Annotated in this window: 20 protein-coding genes; 9 read left to right on the top strand and 11 right to left on the bottom strand. The window is 70.7% G+C overall.

Going from position 1 to position 17430, the window contains the following annotated elements; all coding sequences use genetic code 11:
• Window positions 1-2: 2 nt before the first annotated feature.
• From NO364_RS14820 to NO364_RS14800, 5 genes are read right to left on the bottom strand one after another with little or no spacing between them, the layout of a single operon-like run.
• Complete coding sequence (locus NO364_RS14820) at window positions 3-827, bottom strand: DUF7856 family protein (protein ID WP_257627919.1); 825 nt, start codon at window positions 825-827, stop codon at window positions 3-5.
• Window positions 828-857: 30 nt separating this feature from the next.
• Window positions 858-1196: a DUF7855 family protein gene (locus NO364_RS14815; RefSeq protein ID WP_157690143.1), complete on the bottom strand. Its 339-nt coding sequence runs from the start codon at window positions 1194-1196 to the stop codon at window positions 858-860.
• 51 nt (window positions 1197-1247) lie between these two features.
• On the bottom strand, window positions 1248-1529 hold the full coding sequence (locus NO364_RS14810; RefSeq protein ID WP_157690144.1) for a DUF7854 family protein: 282 nt from the start codon (window positions 1527-1529) through the stop codon (window positions 1248-1250).
• Complete coding sequence (locus NO364_RS14805; protein WP_257627918.1) at window positions 1529-5227, bottom strand: LAGLIDADG family homing endonuclease; 3699 nt, start codon at window positions 5225-5227, stop codon at window positions 1529-1531. Before NO364_RS14805 ends, NO364_RS14810 begins: the two co-directional genes overlap by 1 nt.
• 44 nt (window positions 5228-5271) lie before the next feature.
• The gene (locus NO364_RS14800) at window positions 5272-5874 is read right to left on the bottom strand and encodes a conditioned medium-induced protein 4 (protein WP_157690146.1); all 603 of its coding nucleotides are present in this window, start codon (window positions 5872-5874) and stop codon (window positions 5272-5274) included.
• Window positions 5875-5966: 92 nt separating this feature from the next.
• On the opposite strand from NO364_RS14800, the gene NO364_RS14795 reads away from it, so the two are divergent.
• From NO364_RS14795 to NO364_RS14785, 3 genes are read left to right on the top strand one after another with little or no spacing between them, the layout of a single operon-like run.
• Window positions 5967-6551, top strand: coding sequence for a biotin transporter BioY (locus NO364_RS14795; protein WP_157690147.1), 585 nt, complete (start codon window positions 5967-5969; stop codon window positions 6549-6551).
• Window positions 6548-7249 (top strand): energy-coupling factor ABC transporter ATP-binding protein, encoded by a 702-nt coding sequence (locus tag NO364_RS14790; protein ID WP_257627917.1) that lies wholly within the window; start codon window positions 6548-6550, stop codon window positions 7247-7249. The genes NO364_RS14795 and NO364_RS14790 overlap by 4 nt, the downstream gene beginning before the upstream one ends.
• The gene (locus NO364_RS14785) at window positions 7246-7953 is read left to right on the top strand and encodes an energy-coupling factor transporter transmembrane component T family protein (RefSeq protein ID WP_257627916.1); all 708 of its coding nucleotides are present in this window, start codon (window positions 7246-7248) and stop codon (window positions 7951-7953) included. The genes NO364_RS14790 and NO364_RS14785 overlap by 4 nt, the downstream gene beginning before the upstream one ends.
• 6 nt (window positions 7954-7959) lie before the next feature.
• Here NO364_RS14785 and NO364_RS14780 read toward each other — a convergent pair whose 3' ends face one another.
• On the bottom strand, window positions 7960-9210 hold the full coding sequence (locus NO364_RS14780) for an MFS transporter (protein WP_257627915.1): 1251 nt from the start codon (window positions 9208-9210) through the stop codon (window positions 7960-7962).
• Window positions 9211-9339: 129 nt separating this feature from the next.
• On the opposite strand from NO364_RS14780, the gene NO364_RS14775 reads away from it, so the two are divergent.
• Window positions 9340-9819: a cupin domain-containing protein gene (locus tag NO364_RS14775; RefSeq protein ID WP_157690150.1), complete on the top strand. Its 480-nt coding sequence runs from the start codon at window positions 9340-9342 to the stop codon at window positions 9817-9819.
• Here NO364_RS14775 and NO364_RS14770 read toward each other — a convergent pair.
• From NO364_RS14770 to NO364_RS14760, 3 genes are all read right to left on the bottom strand, one after another.
• A complete protein-coding gene (locus NO364_RS14770) occupies window positions 9798-10094 on the bottom strand; it encodes a DUF7853 family protein (RefSeq protein ID WP_157690151.1) in 297 nt (98 codons plus the stop codon). The genes NO364_RS14775 and NO364_RS14770 overlap by 22 nt on opposite strands.
• A gap of 77 nt (window positions 10095-10171) precedes the next feature.
• Window positions 10172-11332, bottom strand: a complete 1161-nt coding sequence (locus NO364_RS14765; protein WP_157690152.1) for an acyl-CoA dehydrogenase family protein — start codon at window positions 11330-11332, stop codon at window positions 10172-10174.
• 49 nt (window positions 11333-11381) lie between these two features.
• Window positions 11382-11729, bottom strand: coding sequence for a hypothetical protein (locus tag NO364_RS14760; protein ID WP_157690153.1), 348 nt, complete (start codon window positions 11727-11729; stop codon window positions 11382-11384).
• Window positions 11730-11852: 123 nt separating this feature from the next.
• On the opposite strand from NO364_RS14760, the gene NO364_RS14755 reads away from it, so the two are divergent.
• Window positions 11853-12974, top strand: a complete 1122-nt coding sequence (locus NO364_RS14755) for a tRNA (guanine(26)-N(2))-dimethyltransferase (RefSeq protein WP_157690154.1) — start codon at window positions 11853-11855, stop codon at window positions 12972-12974.
• 83 nt (window positions 12975-13057) lie between these two features.
• Here NO364_RS14755 and NO364_RS14750 read toward each other — a convergent pair whose 3' ends face one another.
• Window positions 13058-13480, bottom strand: a complete 423-nt coding sequence (locus NO364_RS14750) for a CBS domain-containing protein (protein WP_257627914.1) — start codon at window positions 13478-13480, stop codon at window positions 13058-13060.
• 78 nt (window positions 13481-13558) lie between these two features.
• On the bottom strand, window positions 13559-13897 hold the full coding sequence (locus tag NO364_RS14745) for a hypothetical protein (RefSeq protein WP_257627913.1): 339 nt from the start codon (window positions 13895-13897) through the stop codon (window positions 13559-13561).
• 77 nt (window positions 13898-13974) lie between these two features.
• Between NO364_RS14745 and NO364_RS14740 the strand changes: the two genes are divergently transcribed.
• The 4 genes from NO364_RS14740 (at window position 13975) to NO364_RS14725 (ending at window position 17317) form a co-directional block, all read left to right on the top strand.
• Window positions 13975-14655, top strand: coding sequence for a class I SAM-dependent methyltransferase (locus NO364_RS14740; protein WP_257627912.1), 681 nt, complete (start codon window positions 13975-13977; stop codon window positions 14653-14655).
• A 6-nt stretch (window positions 14656-14661) separates the two neighbouring features.
• Window positions 14662-15069, top strand: a complete 408-nt coding sequence (locus NO364_RS14735) for a disulfide bond formation protein B (RefSeq protein ID WP_157690158.1) — start codon at window positions 14662-14664, stop codon at window positions 15067-15069.
• A gap of 80 nt (window positions 15070-15149) precedes the next feature.
• On the top strand, window positions 15150-16406 hold the full coding sequence (locus NO364_RS14730) for a YihY/virulence factor BrkB family protein (RefSeq protein WP_257629123.1): 1257 nt from the start codon (window positions 15150-15152) through the stop codon (window positions 16404-16406).
• 53 nt (window positions 16407-16459) lie between these two features.
• Window positions 16460-17317 carry a phosphatase PAP2 family protein gene (locus NO364_RS14725; protein ID WP_257627911.1) on the top strand — a complete coding sequence of 286 codons (858 nt, stop codon included), beginning with the start codon at window positions 16460-16462 and terminating at the stop codon, window positions 17315-17317.
• The last annotated feature ends 113 nt before the right edge of the window (window positions 17318-17430 follow it).

Genomic DNA, 17430 nt, shown 5'->3' with positions numbered 1-17430 from the left:
CGTCACCGAACATAAATCACCGGCGCGTCGAGGGTCGTCGCCGCCGCCGCAGCCCCCGCAACGCGGTCGAGACTCTCGACGACGACCGGCGCGTCGAGGGGGGCGAGGCGAGCCACACCGAGCGCGGCGGTCGTCGCGTCGCCGTCGTAGTCCCCGGGCGACTCGCCGACCGTCGCGCTCCCCGGGACCGCCTCGACGGCCGACCGGAACGCCCCCCACACCGCGGCCGCCAGTTCCTCGCGGACCCGCCGTTCGAGGTTCGCCACCCGATCCTCGAGTTCGAGGCGCTTCTCGCGCCGGTCGCGGGCCTCCCGTGCCGCCCGTTCCGCGCGGTCGAGCGCCTGTTCGGCCGCGATTCGCTCGGTTTCGGCCTCCGCGAGGTCGCTCGTCGCCGCCTCCAACTGCGCTTCGACCGCCGTCGTGCCGGCGCCCGTCTCGCGCCGCGCCTGCATCCGCCCCCGGAGTTCGGCGACGCGCTCCCGGAGGCGCTCCTCCTCGGCGCCCGCCGCCGCGACACGCCGACGCGCCTCCCGGACGTCGACCGTCGGCGGCGACGCTGCGGCCAGTTCCCGCCGCGCCGTCTCGAGTTCGGCCGCCGTCTCGGCCTCGTGACCCCGCGCCCGTGCCGCGTCGGCGAGCGCCGCCCGCCGGTCGAACGCCGACGGCGGGAGCCGGGCGACGTGTTCGTGGACGGCTCCCGGCGTGGGGCACTCGACCCGGATCGGCGCCTCCGCACCGCGGATCGCCCGGACGAGCGCCGCCGTGTCGACACCGCGGAGGTCGATCGCACGCCCCTCGTGGACGTCCCCGTCGATCCTCACCCGCATCCGTGTCGTTCCCCTTCGGTTCGCCCCCGCCTACAGGTCGGCATCGCGCATCGCCTCCGGATCGGGATGCTCGGTCCCCGCCGCGAACTTGGCGTACGGCGTGCTCGGCGTCTCGCGATCCTCGTAGGCCGTGGCGGCGGTCCGCACCGGATCGGGGACCGCCTGGAACTCGTTGAACGGGTGCGTGCGTTCGATCTGCGTATCGTCGCCGTGTTTCGCCCGGAGCCGCAAGGCGAGAAACGCTCCCAGCTCGGTCTCCTCCAGCAGCGCTGCCCGCCCGAACCGTCGGACCACCGTCCCCTCGTGGCTGCGACAGACGTTCCGGAGCGTGGTGCGTGCGTCCCGCGAGTACGTGACGACGAGTAGCACCGTTGCCGTCCCGTGTCGCGACCGATCACCTAATCCTGACGGTACCGGCAGTCAGTCCAGGCGTTCGACGTCGAACGACGACGGCGCCGCCGGGGCGTGGTCGGCGATCCGATCACGCGCCTCGGCCGGCGACGACGCGATCACCACCACGTCCTCGACGGCCTCCGCCCCGCGGCCCACGTACGCGCCGAGACCGCTCCCGTCCTCGAACTCCGTCGCGTACGTCCGGAGCGCGGCGAGCACGCGCTCCTCGGTCGCCGCGAGGTCCGCCTCCCCCGCCTCGAACGCCCGGAGCGCCTCCTCGACGTTCCTGATCGCGGAGATGCGGTCCATCAGACCACCTTGTACTGGTCCGTCTTCGGACTGTACACGTCGCCTTTCCGGCGCAGCTGCTCGATCTGATCCATCACCTTCTCCTCCTCGATGCCCTCGGCCTGTGCGCGCTCGACGATGGCGTCGAGCGGCGCGCCGGCCTCGCCCTCGTACTCGGCGTCGACCGTCTCGATGACGTCCTTGATGCTCTTAATGCGGTCGCGCTGGCTCTTGGAGGTCCCAGTCTCGATGACGTCGGCGTCGAACTCGCCCGTCTCGGGGTCGACCCCGATGTCCTGCAGACAGGAGCGGACGATGTCGATCACGCGCTCGGCGTCCTTGCGCTCGACGGTATCCGAGAGCCGGACGCGCGCGCTCGCCTCCGCCAGCCGCACCAGCGCCTCCAGCTTGCGGGCGGTGACCGGCACCGGAGCGTCCTCGTCGGCGCCCTTCGCCCGGAGGTCGACGTAGAAATCGCGGATGGCCGACTTCGCCTCGTCGTCCATCGTCGGATAGCAGGTTCGTTTGGCGTACGCGATATACTTCCGCAGCAGTTCGGGGTCGATGGCCGGATCGACCGTGTCAGTCACCGATTCGACCTCCTCCTGGCTGTGGTTGGCGTTCGCCACCTCCGTCCGCTGGGTGTTCAACTCGCCCGCGTAGTTCGTCCGCAGGATGTGCTCCGCGAGGGCGGCGTCCTCCTCCGGGTCGGGCTGGTCGGTGACGGTGAAGATGAGGTCGAACCGCGAGATCAGGGCGGGTTCGAGGTCGATCTGTTCGCCGATGGGTTCGTACTGGTCGAACCGGCCGTACTTGGGGTTCGCGGCGCCGAGGAGCGAACAGCGGGACTTGAGGGTGGCGTTGATGCCGGCCTTGGAAATCGAAATCTCCTGCTGCTCGAGCGCCTGGTGCATGGCCGACCGATCCTCCGGTCGCATCTTGTCGAGTTCGTCGACCGCGGCGATGCCCTGGTCGGCCAACACCAGGGCGCCCGCTTCGAGGCTCCACTGTTGCCCCTCGCCGAAGTCGTCGCGAACGGCGGCGGCCGTGAGCCCCGCGGAACTGGAGCCCTTCCCCGAGGTGTAGACGGAGCGGGGGGCGATGTTGCGGATGTACGAGAGCAACTGCGAGTTGTGTGAGACGAGCCCGTTGGCGAGGTACGTGTGTGTGCCGACGACTTCGAGGTCGTACACCCAGTCGTCGTCCGGTTCGACGGCTTCGATTGACTCGATCCGCTCCCAGATCACGTCGTTAGTACAGCACGCCGCTAGCTTCTCGACGGTCTCCGAGACGTCGAGCGCTTCGTCGATGCTGTCGAGTAGCACACTCTTTGCACTGGTGACGCTTCCACCATCAGGTACGGCGTCAGTCCGTTCGTAATAGCTCACCGCGGTCTGGGAGATGTCCATCCCAGAAGCGAGTTCCGTCTGGGAGAGGTTCAGATCGTCTCGAACCGTTTCGACGGCCTCCCAGTTCCCGTCCTGCAACTGCTCTCGTTGCGCTCGGAGCCAGTCGAGACGTTCCCGAAACGCCTCGACGATCGTTTCGAGGCTCCCTCTGCTCGGATTCCGGTCGCCGCGTTCGTAGTGTTGGTACGTCGTTCGCGGGACGCCACAGTCGAACTGCGAGAGGTGAAGCCGTTCGCGGATCCGCCGGAGGTCGTCGCCGATGTCGGGGACAGTATCGACGTTCGTGTTACTGCGGACCGACTCGAACGCCTCCGCTGCTACCGTCTTACGATCGGTGACGAAGCCGATTCGGCGAACGTATCTCTCGAAACTGTTACCGCTGATTCGGAGACGATAGCTGCCGTTGGAACGCTGTTCAAGCGTCGATTGGACCTCGAAATCCAACAGGAGTGATCGAATCCCCTCCAACAGTTCAGGACTCATAGACGCGACGGTGAGTTCACGCTGTTTCGTCGAGACGTGTCCTTCGCCGTCGACGTACGCGCGGAGGAACTCCCGCTTGGTCGTTTCGCTCGCAGTACGCACGGCCTCCGGGACTCGCTGCTCCCCGGATCCTTCTAGGATCGCCGGCTCGAGGCCTTCGAGAAAACTGACGAACTCGCTGGCCGTACATCGAACTCTGCTTGCAGAGGTACCCGTCCGCGGTTCATCGATGGTGTACGTCAGTCCGAGGTCGTCCAGAGCCCGACTGACGTCGGACAGAATCTCGTCGTCTTGGTTGGTGATCCGAACGTCTGCGGTGTTGTCGTCGTGGCGGACCGCGTGTCCTTCGGCAATGATGAATCCAACGAGGCGTGCAAGACGGGGTGTCCACCGATCCGGCAGGTCGAGACGGACGGCGTTCGGGGCTTTTGATTCCCGATACCCGATATCGAGCGTGTCGTTGCTCTTGAGGTCGAGTTTTCGCGGTGCTGCGACACGGTCGCCGACGGTGAGTTCGTCGGCTCTGGTCGCTTCGAGGTGCCCAGTGTCCTGTACGAACAGCGGATGCGACGGCGTCGCTTCGATTTCCCGACCGCTCGTCGTCCGGATCCGATATAGGCGCTCGGGTGCCTCCCGTTTCCACACTCTCGTCGCTCGCCGTGTCGTGACCGTCCCGTCCTTCGTGACCGAGGCCACATCGATGTCCGTCTCGTCGTAGACGCCGTCGTCCACGGCCGTCGGATCGTCGAGATTCCGTTCGACGAGGGCTCGAATCGGCACCTCACGACCGTCAGCCAGCGTCACCAGGGTCTCTCCATCGAGGCACTTCCCCGTCCCGGGGTCCCCGATCAACAGCATATGCAGGTCCCCCCGAATCCGCGAGCCGTCGGGGAGTTCCTTCGTCACGCCCGAGAACAACTGGAGGATCATCGCGAGTTTCTCCTCGTCGTAGCCGTAGATGGAGGGCGCGACGGAGGCGACCATCTCCTCGTAGATGTCGGGGTGGTTCGACAGTTCGACGATGTTTCGCTTGTCCGCCTCGCTGATCTCCATGTCCTCGAACTGTTCGTCCTCGATCTCGACGCTGACCCCGTCCATGTAGAGGTCGAACAGCTGTGACTTCTCGTTGCCCTCCGTCACCTGGTCGATGTGGAGGACGCCGGTGACGGTGACGTGGTCCCCCGCGGTCACCTCGCCGGTGATGTCGTCCTCGATGTCGATGTCGATGCTCTGGGGGGTCTCCCCGCCGCGCAGGCCCTCGGGTGACTCCTGGACCCGGAGCTTCTGGGAGTCGACGAACTCCGACTGGTCGTAGTTGACGCGGAAGGGGCCCTGTCGCTCACAGCCCTGGCACTCGTGGGGTTCCTGGAAGCCGCCGTCGGACTGGGGGATGTACGTCATCGTGCCACAGCGCTGGCACTCGAAGGCGGCCTCGGTGATCTTCGGGCGGACGTCGGTGGCCTTGCGGATGATGCCCGAGACGGCGATCAGGCGTCCGACGTGGTTGTCGTGGACGCGGATCGAGCGGATGTCGACCGTGTCGGGGAGGTTCCGCAGGCGGACGTGGGCCTGTCCGAGCGATACGTCCGCGGGCAGGTCGTACACCCGGAGGGCCTCCTCGGCGAACTCGCCGATCTGTTCCGGCTGGGAGAGGAAGTCGTCCGCGAGGTCCTGATCGAAGGTGTAGAGGTCGTCGTAGTCGACGTGGAGGGACCGCTGTTCGTTGGGGTAGCGCTGGGCGAGGCGGCTGATCTCGTCGCGGTAGTAGTTCCGGTAGAACCTGACGAACCGGTCGATCAACTCCTGGTTTTGCGACGACTGCGCCATTGACACTCACTGGTTCCGGATCGCCTAAGAGTCTTCGCAAGGAGTCAGAGCGACACGTCCGTCTCGATGTCCTCGGTCGCCTCGCGGAGGCCGTCCTCGCGGGAGTCACGCGCCAGGCGCCCGGAGAGGTCCGCGTCCGTCAGGAGGTCGGCGAAGGCGTCGCGGAACCGCTCGTTGGCGCGGGTGGCCTCGCGGTCCGCCGCCACGACGCGACGGACGTGCGCGACCGCCTCGGGGTCGCAGTCGAGGTCCGTGGCGACGGCTTCGTCGTCCGCCCCGTCGACGATCCGCTCGCGGATCGCCGCGAAGGCGGGGTGATCACGGTCGTCCGCCCGGACGAGGTGACAGTCGAGTCGCGCCCGGACGACCGTCCCGACGTCGGTTCCGAGCCGTTCCGCGAGGTCCGCGTCGGTCGCCCCCGCGTGGAAGCCGTCGACGAGGTGGAGGTACGCCTCCGTCTCCAGGCCGGTCTCGAAGTCGTACCGCTCGCGCATCGTCTCGAGCAACTCCCGCAGGCGCGCGGTCACCCGCTCGGGATCGACGGCGTCGACGAGCGAACCGCGGGCCGCCGACTGGCGCTCCGTGACCGTCTCCGTCCCCGTCGCATCGAGGAAGACGTCCCGTAGCTCCGCGGTCTTGTCGTCCATACTGACACGAAACCCGCTCGGCGGTAAAAACCCGTCGGCGACCCGTCCCGTCAACCACTACGTACTAAGTGATTTACGAGCGTCGGGCCGGTATGACGACCGCAACGGACTCGGTCGAACTGGTCGGCGAGGAGGCCACCGGCAACGTGGCCCGCGCGGTGCTGTTCGCCGCCGCGACGAGCGCGACGGCGCCCGTGGACATGGTCCACCCGCTCGCGCCGAACGTCCCGATCACGCTCCAGACGCTGTGGGTGTACCTCGCGGGGGTCGTCCTCGGCCCCCTGTGGGCGGGCGTGGCCTTCACGCTCTACCTGCTCGCGGGGCTGATCGGCCTCCCCGTCTTCGCCGGCGGCAACGCCGGTCTGGGAGTCGTCCTCGGCCCGACCGGCGGCTTCCTGATCGGCTTCCCGCTCGCCGCGATGACCGTCGGCGCCGTCGCCCACGGGCTCGACGGCCTCACCGCGCCCGACGCTATCCCCGTGCCGCGACTCGTCCTCGCGCTGGTCGCGGGGACGGCCGTCGTCTACGCCGCCGGCGCCGTCGGCTACGCCCTCGTCCAGGCTATCGGCCTCGTCGCCGCCGTGTCGGCCGTCGTGGTCCCCTTCCTGCCCGTGGCCGGCCTGAAGGTCGCCGCGACGGTCGCCATCGTCCGCAGCGACGCCCTCGTCGCCCGATGACGATCACCGTCGAGGGGTACACCTACCGGTACGGCGAGGACGTCCTCGCCGTCGACGACGTCTCCCTCGCCGTCGGGGACGGGGAGTTCCTCGTCCTCGCGGGCGCCAACGGCTCCGGCAAGACCACGCTCGTCCGCGGCTTCAACGGCCTGCTCACACCGGACCGCGGGACCGTGTCGGTGAACGGCCGCCCCGTCGACGACGACCCGGTCGCCGCCCGCTCCGCCGTCGGCATGGTGTTTCAGGACCCCCGCGACGGCTTCGTCGCCGCCACCGTCGGCTCGGACGTGGCCTTCGGCCCCGAGAACCTGGGGCTCGAGCGTGCGGACATCGACCGCCGCGTGGCCGACGCCCTCGACGCCGTCCGCATGGCCGGCCGGGGCGAGGAGCGCATCGACGAACTCTCCGGCGGCGAGCGGGAGCGGGTCGCCATCGCGGGCGCGCTGGCGATGGATCCCGACCACCTCGTCCTCGACGAACCGTTCACCGGCCTGGATTGGGCCGCCCGGCGGTCGGTTCTGGACCGACTGCGGGCGCTCCGTGACGAGGGGGTCGGGATCGTCGTCGTCACCCACGACCTGCGGGACGTGGCGGCGCTCGCCGACCGGATCGTCGTCCTCGCGGACGGGGCGGTCGCCCTCGACGACGCCGATCCCTCGCCCGCGGCGCTCGCCGAGCGTGGCGTCCGCCCCCCATGAACCTCCGATACGTCGCGGGCGACACCTACGTCCACCGCCTCGACCCCCGGACCAAGCTGTTCGTCCAGGCGGCCGTCGCCGTCGCGGCGTTCGCCCACACGACGCCCGCGGGACTGGTCGCGCTGACGGCCTTCGTCGGCGGTGTCTGCCGACTGGCCGCGACGCCGGTCGCCGCCAGCCTCCGTTCCTACCGCGCGTTCCTGCCCTTTCTCGTCGCCGGGCCGCTGGTCGAGGCGGCGACCCTCGGCGCCCCGTGGTTCGTCGTCGCCGACGCCGTCACGCCCGCGCTGGCGAGCTACCGGGTCCTCCTCCTCCTGCTCGTCTCCACGGCCTACATCCGCACCACCCGCGTCCGCGAGTCGCGGGTCGCCATCCAGTGGCTGCTGCCCGGACGGGTCGGCGTCGTCCTCGGTGCGGGCGTCGGGTTCGTCCTCCGTTTTCTCCCCGTCCTCCGCGACGACCTCGCGACCGTCCGGGCGGCGATGCACGCCCGCCTCGGCTCCGAGCGCTCCCTCCGCGAGCGGATCCGGCTGATCGGCGTCACGGGCCTCCGGCGGGTGTTCCGCCGTGCCGACCGGTTCGCGCTCGCCCTCCAAGCCCGCTGTTTCGCGTGGAACCCGACCCTCCCCGCGCTCTCGCCGACGTGGCGCGACGCCCCGGCGACGCTCGTCGGCGTGGCGTTGCTGGCGTGGGCCGTCGCGTGACGGGGCTCACGTCCCGTCCCCGTCCGAGGCGACGAACAGGCCGAACGTCGACGACCCGGGCGGTCGGCGCTCGTGACCGACGAGGTGGGCGAGTGCGAGGGCGACGGTCGCACACCCGAGCATCCCGGCGAGGAGGCCGACACCCACGGCCCAGCCGGCGGCGTCGGCGAGCCCCCCGACCGCCGCCGGGCCGAGGGCGCCGACGAGGATGTAGCCCGTCCGGACCGCGCCGAACCCGACGCCGCGTTCGGCGTCGGCGAGGGCGTCGACCGCCCGCGACTGGACGGGCGGCCCCCACGCCATCGCGGCGCCGACGAGTATCACGGCCGGGCCGGCGACGGCGAGTCCCTCCCCGACGGCGAGCGCCGCGTAGCCGACGGCGCCGCCGGCGAACAGCACCCCGGTGACGGCGTCGCGGCCGAGGCGGTCGGAGAGCCACCCGCTCACGGGCTGGAGCGACGCCACGACGAGGAAATACCCCCCGAAGAGGGCGCCCGCCACCGACGTCGACACCCCGTGGTGCTCGGCGAGGAACGTCGGCAGAAAGGAGAGCGTCGCCAGCGCGGCGAACTCCCCTACGGCGGCCAGTCCGGCGGCGAACGCGACGGACGGTCGAGCGAGGACACCGAGCAGCGTCCGTGGCCCGACCGTCGTGCCGCCGTCCGTCGCCGTGGCGACCGACGGCGACGTCGCCGACCCACGCAGGACCACGGCGGCGAGACACCCCGCGGCCACGAGCGCACCGCTCCCGACGGCGGCCCGCCAGCCGAAACGCGCGCCGAGAAGCGCCGCCAGCACCGGTGCGACCAGGCCCGCAGCCTGACTCCCCATCCGGTGGACGCCGATGACACGACCCACGTCGTCGAACCGCTCGGAGAGCAACGCCGTCGCCGGCGTGTAGTAGAGCCCCGCACCCATGCCGAGGGCGAGCGCGAAGGCGCCGAACGCGAGTACCGACGGCGCGGCCGCGAGCGCCAGCGCGGCGGCGGTCGTACACCCCAACGCCGCGAGGACGACCCGGCGCGGCCCGTAGCGGTCGGCCGCGGCGCCGCTCGGCACCTGCGAACAGGCGTACACCAGCCACATTCCGGTGAGGATCACCCCGACGGTCCCGCGGGAGACGCCGAACGTCGCCCGGAGCGACGGCACGAGGGGACTGACGAGCAGTTGGGCGAGCCGCACCGCGAAGTACGCGCCCACGCACGCCGACAGCGCCGCGTGGCGTTCGTCCCACCGGGACATCCCCAACTGTGACATACCTTGTCATTTGTAGCACTCTATAGATTATATATTTTTTGCGGACCCCCGGCTCCGCGGCCGCGTGCGGCGCTCGGTGCGCCGCCGTCGCACCCCTCGACATTTGACGGCGGCGCCCGAACCGCCGCCATGCGCGTCAACGAAGCCGACCTCGACTGGGAGACGGTCGACCGCGGCGAGACGGGGTTCCGGCGGAAGCGACTCGCTACCGCCGCCGGCGGCGACCGACTCGGTTGCTCGCTCTACGAACTACCGCCCGGGGAGAAGTCCTGGCCCTTTCACTTTCATACCGGCAACGAGGAGGCCGTCTACGTCCTCGCGGGAGCGGGACAGCTCCGAACCGCCGACGGCGTCGAGTCGCTCCGATCGGGCGACTACGTCGCCTTCCCGGTCGGTTCCGACGGCGCTCACCGCGTCGTCAACGACGGGGACGACCCCCTGCGGTATCTGGCCGTCTCGACGATGAACGATCCGGACGTGACGGTCTACCCCGACTCGGGAAAGATCGGCGTCTACGCGGGATCGCCCCCCGGCGGCGACGACCCGCGAACGGTCGAAGGCTACTACCGCCGCGACGACGACGTCGACTACTGGCTCGACGAGGGCTGAGCGTCGAGGGTCGACAGGATCGACCGCGCCGGCTCGCGGTCGCGTTCCGGCGCGTCGGTCAGATACGTCGTGAGCGCGCCGCGGACGAGGGAGCGATCGCCCGTATCGAGTGGTTCGCACGCCTCGACCCGATCCAGGAGCGCGACCCCCCGGTCGGGCGATCGGCCGGCCTCGACCCGTCGCTCGACGTGAGCCAGGATCGCGACGTGGAGGACCCACGCCTCCTCCCGGGAGAGGTCGAGGCCGTCGGGACCGTGGCACGTGGCGGGACACATGGCCGTTCACCTCGGTCGTACGGCCAGGGCGCCCTTGGAAACGTGGGTGATGGGCACACACCACACACGACCGTCCGTCACTCGAACGCGGACAGCCCCGTCAGGTCCTCGCCGAGGATCAGCGAGTGGATGTCGTGGGTGCCCTCGTAGGTGTACACCGTCTCCATGTTCGCGAGGTGCCGCATCGGCGGGTAGTCGGCGGTGATGCCGTTGCCGCCGAGCATCTCGCGGGCGCGCCGGGACTCCTCGCGGGCCATCCGGACGTTGTTGCGTTTGGCCATCGACACCTGCTGGGGCCGGAGGTCACCCCGCTCTTTCAGGTCCGCGAGCCGGTGGGCCAGCAGTTGGGCGGTCGTGATCCGGGTCGCCGTCTCGGCGAGTTTCTCCTGTTGGAGCTGGAAGGCGCCGATCGGTCTGCCGAACTGTTCGCGCTCGGTGGCGTACTCCCGGGCCGTCTCGAAGCAGTCCCGGGCGGCGCCGACCGCCCCCCACGCGATGCCGTACCGGGCCTGGGTGAGACAGGAGAGCGGTCCTTTCATCCCCTCGACGTCGAGGACGTCCGCCTCGGGGACCCACGCGTTCGAGAGGCTGATCTCGCCGGTGATCGACGCCCGCAGGGAGAGCTTCTCGTGGATCGGCTGGGTGGTCACGCCGTCGCGGTCCGTCTCGACGAGAAAGCCCCGGACCGGGCTCCCCTCGGCGGAGCGGTCCCGCGCCCAGACCACCGCCACGTCCGCGATGGGCGCGTTCGTGATCCAGGTCTTCGACCCCGAGAGCCGGTAGCCGTCGCCGTCGCGCTCGGCGGTCGTCGCCATCGACGACGGGTCCGAGCCGTGTTCGGGTTCGGTCAGGCCGAAACAGCCCACCGCCTCGCCCCGCCCCAGAGCGGGGAGCCACCGCTCCTTCTGGTCGGCCGTCCCGAAGGCGTGGATGGGGTACATCACCAGCGCCCCCTGGACACTCGCCATCGAGCGGACGCCCGAGTCACCGGCCTCGAGTTCCTGCATCAGGAGTCCGTAGGCCCGCTCGCTCACGTTCGGCAGGCCGTAGCCGTCGAGGTTCGGCGCGTAAAACCCCAGTTCGCCCATCTCCGGGATGAGATCGGTCGGGAACGTTCCGTCGAGGAAGTGTTCGCCGATGTCGGGGCGGACCTCCTCGTCGACGAACTCGCGGGCGGTGTCCCGGATCAGTCGCTCCTCCTGATCGAGGTCGGTCTCCAGGTCGACGTAATCGAGCATGACGGAGGTGGGTGTGGCCGGGTGAAAGTTCTTCCTCTCGGCTCGCCGACTACAGGAACTCCCGAACCTCGGAGTACCACATGTCGTGGTGGTCGACGGCGTCGACACGCTCGGCCACCTCGACGGCCAGCGCGTGCCAGCACCGCTGGCTCGGATCGTCGGTGTCGAGGTTGTACTCGGCGTCCTTGCAGGTACAGCCGCCGTCCTCGACGATGTACTCGTCGTCGTGGCCGACGACGACCGTGAAATCCCGGTACTGCTTGACGCGCTCCTCCGAGACGGCCTCGATGGCCCGCTGGCCCCGGTCGCCGTGGGCCGAGAGGATGGCGTCGACGATGGGCCCGGATAGCTCTCCCGCCGACGCGAGCGCCGCCCGCCAGTCCTCCACCTCGCTCACGACGCGAATCCTCGGGCCTCGCCGTCTAAAGGGGTTCGGTCGGTCGGACGACCGGCGGACTGGCGTCGGACACCACTCCGATCGAACCGCGGCGCTTTTCGGCCCGCCCCGCCCACGCCAACCATGCGCGTCACCGAGGGGCAGGTGGAGTTCGAGGTGCCCGACGCCCGCGACGGGGCGAGCGAGGGCCGCGGCGACGGCGTCTTCTACAACCCGACGCAGGAACTGAACCGCGACGTGACCGTGGCCGTCCTCCGGGCCTACCGGGACCGCGAACCCCGCGCCGACTCCTATCTCGACGCCACGACCGCCAGCGGCGTCCGCGCGCTCCGTGCCGCGAGCGAGGGCTGGGCCGTGACCGCCGCCGACACCGACGCCGACGCCGTCGCCCTCGCCCGCGAGAACGCCGCCCGCGCCGGCCTCGCGGACGACGTCGCGGTGGTGGAGCGAAACGCCAACGCCCTCATGCACGAGTCGACGTTCGACGTGATCGATCTCGACCCCTTCGGCACGCCCGTCCCCTTCGCGGACGCCGCGTTCGTCGGCGCGCGTGACCTGGTCTGTGTCACCGCCACCGACACCGCGCCGCTCTGTGGCGCCCACTTCGAGAGCGGCGTCCGCTCGTACGGCGCGGTCCCCCGCAACACGGACTACCATCCCGAGATGGGGCTTCGGGTCCTGCTCTCGGCGATGGTGCGGACCGCCGCCCGCTACGACACCGCCGCCCGTCCGGTCTGCTCGCACGTCTCCCGACACTACGCCCGGACCTACCTCGAACTCGACGGGCGGGCCACCCGCGCCGACGAGTGCATCGACGAACTCGGCTACGTCCACCACTGCGAGGACTGCCTCGCCCGCGACGCGGAGTGGGGGTTGATCGCCCACCCACCTGAGACGTGTCCGACCTGCGGGAGCGGCCGGGTCGTCACCGCGGGGCCGCTCTGGCTCGGCGCGATCCGCGACCCCGAATTCGTCGCCGCCGTCCGCGACGCGCTGACCGACGACATGGGCGAGGCCGACCGTGCCAGCCGCATGCTGGAGACCGTCGCGGCCGAACTCGACGAGCCGACCCACTACGACCAGCACCGCCTCTGCAAGCAGTGGGGGCGCTCGGCGAACGCGATGGACGAGTTCCTGGCCGACCTCCGGGCGGCCGGCCACGATGCCTCCCGCGCCCACTACGGCGGGACGACGTTCAAGACCGACGCCGACGTCGAGGCGATCCGGGTCGCGACCGCGGACTGACGGCGGTTCCGCCCCGTGGGCCCGTCAGTCGACACCGACGGCCGCCACTCCCGGGTGGCGAACCCCGCGACACGGGGACGGTATCAGTACGGCGGACGCTGTGCGCGGATGATCTCCGCGACCCCGTCCATCTCGTCGGCCAGCAACTCGGTCAGGTCGTCCGCCGTGAGGATCCCCACCAGGTCGCCGTCCTCGTCGTGGACGGGGAGTCGCCGGACGCCGTGTTCGCTCATCAGCTCCGTCGCCCGGTAGAACCCCGCCCGCCGGTCGATCGTACACGGATCCTCGGTCATCACGTCCGCAGCGGTCGTGTCGGTCGGGTCGATCCCCGCCGCGAGCACCCGGACCGTCAGGTCGCGGTCGGTGACGATCCCGACCGACTCGTCGTCCCGCGTGACGACGACGCTCCCGACGTTCCGTTCCTTCAGCGTCGATGCGAGTTCGTCCACCGACGCCTCGGCGTCGGCCGTCACGACGTCGTCGCGTGCGAGATCAGCTACGGGCATGGCTCGGGTGACGCTTCGACCCTCCAATATTAATAAATAGATGACACTTCTCGCCGTGTGGGAATCGGGCGACCGGCGTCACCGCACGGCGGCGAGACCCAGCAACGGGCCGCCGTGCCGGACGACGGCTATCGCCGCAGTCCGACGATCCGACGGGGAAACGGGGGGATCCCGAAACACGGCCTGCCAGAAGAGGACCGTCGCCAGCAGCGCCCCGCCCAGCAGCCCCCGGTGGAACACGACCGACGGGAGCGGGCCGACGACGCCCCCGAGCGGCACGTGTTCGACCGGCTCGCCGGCAACGACGTCGACGCCGTGCGGAACGGACCGTCCGGCGGGACGGGGAGCGGACCGCCGCGGCGTCGTCATCGACGGCGAGGACGGCAACCCAGTCAAGCAGGCGACGTGGACGGTCATCAACACCGTGAAGGGGCTGCTGTGATCGCCGCGCGTTCCAGCAGAGGTTTGTGGCTCGCTCCCCTCGTGATCCGGTGATGAGCGTACAGGCGGAGTTCGACGCGTGGGCGGCCGAGGGGAAAGACAGGGGAATGGAGGAGCGCCACTGGCACACCGCCAAGGAGGCGCTCGCGCGGATGCCCGTCGAGGCGGGCGAGACGGTCCTCGACCTCGGCACCGGATCGGGCTACGCCCTCCGGGCGCTCCGCGAGACGCGCGATATCGGGTCCGGCGTCGGTCTCGACGCCTCGACGGCGATGGTCCGCAACGCCCGATCGTACACCGACGATCCGACACTCGGTTTCCTCGCCGGCGACTTCCAACATCTCCCCTTCCGGGACGGCACCGTCGATCACGTCTGGTCCATGGAGGCGTTCTACTACGCCACCGATCCGGCGACGACCCTCGCTGAGATCCGACGGGTTCTCCGTCCCGGCGGCACCTTCTTCTGTGCCGTGAACTTCTTCGAGGAGAGCGAACACACCCACCGGTGGCAGGAGCAGGTCGACGTCGAGATGCAACTCTGGGACCGCGAGCGGTACCGCGAGGCGTTCCGCGCGGCGGGCCTCCACGTGGCCGAGCAGGACACGATCCCCGACCGGGAGATCGAGATCCCGTCGGCGGCGGCGTTCCCGACCGACGACTGGGACCGTCGCGAGGACATGGTCGACCGCTACCGGGAGTGGGGGACGCTCCTGACGGTCGGCGTGGCGCCCTGACCGCCCGTGGCTCCCGCCGACACGCGGCGCCGACTGGCCCTCGGGACGGCCATCGCGGCAGTGGCGACGGCCGGTAGCCTCTGGTTCAGCCTCGGCCTCGGGCTGGTTCCCTGCACGCTGTGCTGGTACCAGCGGATCCTCATGTACCCGCTCGTCGTCGTCCTCGGGGTCGCGGCCCTCGACCGGCGGCCGGACGTCTACCGGACCGCGCTGCCGCTCGCGCTCCCCGGCCTCGGTCTCGCGGCGTACCACTCCGTCCTGCAGGCGACGACGGCACGGTGTACCCTCGCCGGGCCGTGTGCGGCCGTGCAGTGGCGGGCGCCCGTGGTCGGCCTCACCATCCCGAACCTCTCCCTGCTCGCCTTTAGCCTGCTCACGCTCCTGCTCGTCGCGACGTGGCTGGACGGGCGCTGACGGCGCCGGTGGCGGACGGCGGTGCCGCCGCGAGCCGGCGCGACCACGGTCTTTTGCCCTCGCCGCCCGAATCGGGCGGCGTGTCCGCTCGACTCGCTCGGTCGCTCGCCGTCGCGCGCGCCGTCGCCGGCGAGGTTCGTGACCGGGACGTCTCCACGCTGGCCGCCAGCATCGCCTACTACGCCTTCGTCTCCGTGCTCCCCCTGCTCGTGCTTGCGACCCTCGTCGCGACGACGGTCGGCGGCCCGTCGCTTCGGACGGCCGTCGTCGACCTCGCCGGCCGGTATCTCCTCCCCGTCGGCCGGGGGCTCGTCGGCGACGCGCTGGCGAACACGACCGGCCAGGGCGGAGTCACCCTCGTCGGTGTCGCCCTCCTCCTCTGGAGTTCGCTCAAGCTCTTTCGCGGCGTCGACACCGCCTTCGCCCGGATCTACGGCACGACCCCCCGTGGCTTCCTCGGGAGCGTCCGTGCCGGCGTGACGTCCCTCGTCGCCGTCGGCGTCGGCGCCTTCGGCGGGATCGCCCTCATCGGCGCCGTCGCCGTCCTCCGCCTGCCCGTGGCGTCCGTCGGGGCTCCCCTGCTCTTTTTCGCCGTTCTCCTCGCCGCCCTCTTCCCGGTGTACTACGTGACGCCCGCGGTCGATCTCTCACCCCGCGAGGCCGTGCCCGGTGCCCTCCTCGGGGCGCTCGGCTGGGCGCTCCTCGGGACCGCCTTCGCGCTCTACGCCGCCATCGCGACGACGAGCGGTCGGTTCGCGGTCTACGGCGTTCTCGGTGCCGTCCTCCTGCTCGTGACGTGGTTCTACCTCGCGGGGATGGTGTTGCTCGTCGGCGCGACGCTCAACGCCGTCCTCGCGGGACGAACGACCGCCCCGAACCGGCAGGTACAACATCCGCGGGGCCGAGACGACGTGACGACGGCAATGACCGGAGACGACACGCGACGCGACGCGGAGCCCTCCCCGGCACCGGACATCGAGGACCTCGCCGAACGGGTCGAGGCGGTCCGTGCCGACCTGGACGCCTTCGAGGCCGACGTCGAGGATCGGACGGTCGACCGGCCGGAACTGGAGGACGACCTGAAGGCGTACGTCCGTCGCCGGATGCGCCGCGGGCACGCCCGCGGCTGGGGCCCCTACCTCGTCCTCCTCTACGGGACGATCATGACCCTCGGCGCCTTCTACCTCCTCTCCGACCTGATCGCGCTGGTCGCGATGATCGTCATCTTCCTCTCGACGCTCGGCCTCTACGCGCTGTTCGTCCTCGTGGGCGCCGGGCTCTCCCTGCTGAACACGCCCGGCCGCGCGCTCGACGCCGTGCGTCGGTTCCGGCGCTGAGGGGTGACACCGGAAGGCGGGAATATATGACGCTCCACCCACAGCCACGAGATATGTCGCTCCCCGCCCGCGTCGCCGACCGGGGTGTGGGCGAGACGGCCGTCGTCGAGACGCTGCCCGAGGCCGTCGTCGCGCTCGCCGGCCTCGTGACCCGTCTCGGCGATCCGCTGACGCTGTTCGTCCTCGTCGTCGGTGCCTACCTGCTGGCGAACCGACTCGACGTCGACGCCCCCCGGATGGCCGCCGCCCTCGGCCTCGCGCTCGGCGCCTTCACGCTCACGCTCGCGCTCAAACACGCCTTCGCGCTCCCCCGCCCGCCCGGTGCGGGGGTCGACGGCTACGGCTTCCCGAGCGGCCACGCCCTCGGGGCGACCGTCGTCTACGGCGCCCTGGTCGCCCTGCTCCCGGCCCGGCGGCGCTCGCGCACGCTCGTGGCGGCCGCCGGCACGCTCGTCGCCCTGGTCGCGCTCTCCCGGGTCGTCATCGGCGTCCACTACCTCGTCGACGTCGTCGCCGGCGTCGCCGCCGGCCTCGCCTTCCTCGCCGCGACCCTCCGCCTCGGGCCCGGCGTCGTCCCCGAGCGGGTGACCGTCGCCGACACCCGCCGCGTCTTCGGCGTCGCCGTCGGCGTCGGCGTCGTCGCCGTCGCCGTCGCCGTCGTCAAGGACACCGTGGTCGCCGTCGCCGCCGCCGGGGGCGGACTCATCGGCTGGCATCTCGCCGCCGACCGGGTCGTCGCCGCGCCCGACTCCACGCGGCGCCTCGTCGCCTCGCTCGCCGTCCTGCCCGCCGTCGCCGCCGTCGTCGCCCTCGTCCTCGAGGGCGGCGTCTCGCTCCCCGCCACGGCGGGCATCGCCGGCGGCGTCGTGGCGCTGTTGCTCGCGCTTCCGGGACTGATTGCCCTCCGCTGATCGTCGACGAACGCGCGAGCCGCGGCTCGGCGGTCGACGCGTCGAAAAAGGTCGCGGGCGGTCGCGGTCATAGCGATTATTGTAACCGTTTACCGGCGTGTTGCCGCCCCGTT

This window comes from Haloplanus salinarum, from assembly GCF_024498175.1.
Classification (GTDB): domain Archaea; phylum Halobacteriota; class Halobacteria; order Halobacteriales; family Haloferacaceae; genus Haloplanus; species Haloplanus salinarum.
Note: the sequence above shows the minus strand (reverse complement) of the source record. Positions and strands in the feature narration are given on the sequence as shown.

Bases quoted from the DNA above. Each gene is read 5' to 3' on its own strand.
- NO364_RS14805 (WP_257627918.1), bottom strand. From the start codon at position 5,227: ATGGCGCAGTCGTCGCAAAACCAGGAGTTGATCGACCGGTTCGTCAGG.
- NO364_RS14800 (WP_157690146.1), bottom strand. From the start codon at position 5,874: ATGGACGACAAGACCGCGGAGCTACGGGACGTCTTCCTCGATGCGACG.
- NO364_RS14740 (WP_257627912.1), top strand. From the start codon at position 13,975: ATGAGCGTACAGGCGGAGTTCGACGCGTGGGCGGCCGAGGGGAAAGAC.
- NO364_RS14745 (WP_257627913.1), bottom strand. From the start codon at position 13,897: ATGACCGTCCACGTCGCCTGCTTGACTGGGTTGCCGTCCTCGCCGTCG.
- NO364_RS14770 (WP_157690151.1), bottom strand. From the start codon at position 10,094: ATGTGTCCCGCCACGTGCCACGGTCCCGACGGCCTCGACCTCTCCCGG.
- NO364_RS14780 (WP_257627915.1), bottom strand. From the start codon at position 9,210: ATGTCACAGTTGGGGATGTCCCGGTGGGACGAACGCCACGCGGCGCTG.
- NO364_RS14755 (WP_157690154.1), top strand. From the start codon at position 11,853: ATGCGCGTCACCGAGGGGCAGGTGGAGTTCGAGGTGCCCGACGCCCGC.
- NO364_RS14810 (WP_157690144.1), bottom strand. From the start codon at position 1,529: ATGGACCGCATCTCCGCGATCAGGAACGTCGAGGAGGCGCTCCGGGCG.
- NO364_RS14765 (WP_157690152.1), bottom strand. From the start codon at position 11,332: ATGCTCGATTACGTCGACCTGGAGACCGACCTCGATCAGGAGGAGCGA.
- NO364_RS14790 (WP_257627917.1), top strand. From the start codon at position 6,548: ATGACGATCACCGTCGAGGGGTACACCTACCGGTACGGCGAGGACGTC.
- NO364_RS14775 (WP_157690150.1), top strand. From the start codon at position 9,340: ATGCGCGTCAACGAAGCCGACCTCGACTGGGAGACGGTCGACCGCGGC.
- NO364_RS14750 (WP_257627914.1), bottom strand. From the start codon at position 13,480: ATGCCCGTAGCTGATCTCGCACGCGACGACGTCGTGACGGCCGACGCC.
- NO364_RS14725 (WP_257627911.1), top strand. From the start codon at position 16,460: ATGTCGCTCCCCGCCCGCGTCGCCGACCGGGGTGTGGGCGAGACGGCC.
- NO364_RS14795 (WP_157690147.1), top strand. From the start codon at position 5,967: ATGACGACCGCAACGGACTCGGTCGAACTGGTCGGCGAGGAGGCCACC.
- NO364_RS14820 (WP_257627919.1), bottom strand. From the start codon at position 827: ATGCGGGTGAGGATCGACGGGGACGTCCACGAGGGGCGTGCGATCGAC.
- NO364_RS14785 (WP_257627916.1), top strand. From the start codon at position 7,246: ATGAACCTCCGATACGTCGCGGGCGACACCTACGTCCACCGCCTCGAC.